Source organism: Caballeronia sp. GAWG2-1 (genome assembly GCF_023631405.1).
Taxonomy (GTDB): domain Bacteria; phylum Pseudomonadota; class Gammaproteobacteria; order Burkholderiales; family Burkholderiaceae; genus Caballeronia.
The window spans coordinates 1-1,792 of record NZ_JALQDD010000059.1; the positions used below are offsets into that span (position 1 = coordinate 1).

Sequence of the window (1,792 nt, forward strand, 5' to 3'; positions counted from 1 at the left end):
TGGAAGGAAGGGGGCGCGTACCGGATCGCGATGCACATCGCGGGCGGGGCGGCGGTGGCGGGCTTGGGTGGTGGGAGTGTGGCGGGCGGTGCGGCTGGTGCGGGTGTATCGGCGGCGCTTGCAGGCAATCTGAACGATTTGAGCGAAGCTATAGCCACTTCGAGCACGACGGGTAACGCAGATGCGGACAAGGCACTCGGGAATATTATTGCGAATGTGATTGCGACAGGCGCGGGTGCTGCCGTTGGCGGCGGCTCGGGGGCGATGATGGCGTCGAACGCTGACTTGTACAACCGGCAGTTGCATCCGGATGAGAAGCAGAAAATCACGGACAAGGCGAACGGAGACAAGGCCGAAGAGGATCGGCTGACCAAAGCGGCGTGTTACGCGGTGAAGTGTTGGGCGGAATATGCTCCGGGCAGTGCGGCGTACAACGCGAACTATGTGAGTGAGGTTGAAGCGGCGCAACTCGGGCCGGAACTGACGTGGGTGAACAACCAGAAGGAAGCGGGGTTGTTCAATTACACACCGAGGCAGAAGATCGCGGACATGGCAAAGAGTGATCCGCTGGGCATGGCGAAAGACGCGGCGAAAATCATAACGGGTGGTTTGACTGCCAAGACAGGCGCGGCACTTTGTACAAGCGGTCTTGGATGTACTGCTGGCGGATGGATGGTTGCCTTTGGACTGAGCGATGTTGCTGAAGGCGCAGACGGCCTATACAACCGGTACGATGGTATTGGCTTGCATGGTACAAATCCATTGCGGTATGGATTTAATCAGCTTAACTCAACGTGGGGCGATGCTGTCTACGACGGTCTGAATCTTATAGCCGCAGCTATGGCGCTTAAGGCCCCTGTTCCATTGAAAATGGGGACGGCAGACGGCTTGAACCGATCGGGTTCAATGTTCGACGTCGCGGTGCCGCGAATCAACAACAATACGTTGACTCCGATCACTGGCCAAGTGGCGCCGTATGGTACGACGCAGGCCATCCTGCTCTATGGGGTGGGAACGAAAGGTCTAACAGTAATTAACGACATTCGAAATGCTGGTGATAAAAAATGAACTGGAGAAGACTTTACGCTACGCTCCAAATTTGTTTCATGCTAGGTCTAACATCTGCGTTTAGTGCGGGATGTTGGTCGTTTCTTATTGCAGGGCTTTGCAGAATAGCATTCAAACTAGAGGACAATGAATCAATGTTCGTAATTGGTTTTCCTTCGTTTGTAATTCTATCTCTAGTACTTGCCAAGTACTTGCCGACGCCGTTACGCAAGGCTGGAATGTTGAGCGATGATCCAGAGAGATTCGGTCCTTGGTTCAAGAACTGACCAAGCAAAAGCAGCAAACCCGGCCGCGCCGGGTTTGTACGGCAGACGGGCTGAACCGCTCTAAATTAATGTTTGACGGGGCAGCGCGGCGTATGAAAGGAATTCTCTCGTTTGGAATTGGAGCAAAAGGATCAAGCGTACTGGCTATCCCTTCACTGAACCAAAATCTTAGGACGCGGGAATGAGTAGGCGAGTTGCAATTTATGCCTTAGAACTATTGATGTTCTATGTGCTTGATCTTGCAGTCGTGTATATGTTGGAATCAGCAAAGGCGCCGTTTCAAGCCGGTTTGGCGCTATTCTTCGTTGTTTTAGGATGCGTGATTGGTCGGCCGACATTGCCGCACAATTTGGCGAAGTTGTTCGCGCGTCCGACAGTGTTAGCGTGGGCTCGTCGAGCAGCAAGTCGACCTTTACCGAAGACAGTACCCAACGTAACGGTTCGAGCATCACGGCGGG

Annotated in this window: 1 protein-coding gene and 1 pseudogene; one reads left to right on the forward strand and one right to left on the reverse strand. The window is 53.7% G+C overall.

Features of this window, described 5'->3' with window-relative positions:
- Window positions 1-1,068: pseudogene (locus NCR98_RS33195) on the forward strand (hemagglutinin repeat-containing protein); the annotation flags it as partial.
- 418 nt (window positions 1,069-1,486) lie between these two features.
- On the opposite strand, the gene NCR98_RS33200 reads toward NCR98_RS33195, so the two are convergent.
- A partial coding sequence (locus tag NCR98_RS33200) for a hypothetical protein (RefSeq protein ID WP_250528590.1) occupies window positions 1,487-1,792 on the reverse strand: 306 nt, incomplete at its 5' end.